The sequence below is a fragment of the Acuticoccus kandeliae genome, assembly GCF_003073115.1.
The window spans coordinates 1-296 of sequence record NZ_QBBV01000170.1 but is presented as its reverse complement, the minus strand read 5'-3'; the positions used below and the strand labels follow the sequence as shown (position 1 = coordinate 296).

The 296-nt window shown below is 77.7% G+C and carries 1 protein-coding gene; it reads right to left on the bottom strand.

Annotation, left to right across the window (positions count from 1 at the left end; genetic code table 11):
• Positions 1-12: 12 nt before the first annotated feature.
• The coding region (locus tag DBV35_RS29815; RefSeq protein WP_205648969.1) for a hypothetical protein at positions 13-296 on the bottom strand (284 nt) is incomplete at its 5' end.

The following is a 296-nucleotide window of genomic DNA, read 5'->3' as shown; positions in this document are numbered from 1 at the left end:
CCGGGCTGAGGCTCAGGACACGCCGAGCGCCGCCCGCAGCCGGGCCGAGCGGGGCGCGAACACCTCCAGCACCCCGACCGCGCGCAGACCGGGGAGCAGGTCCCGCAGGTGCGAGGCCAGACCGGCCTCGGCCGGGTCCCCCGCGGGCAGCGCCTCCAGGGACCGCGCCGTCGCGACGAACGCGGCGACCGTCCCCTTGCGCACCTGCTCCCCACCCAGCTCCGCGTACTCGGTCCCGTCCGGCAGGACGTCCTCGGGCTCCACTGCTCCGTCCATGGCCGCTCCCTCCATCGGCG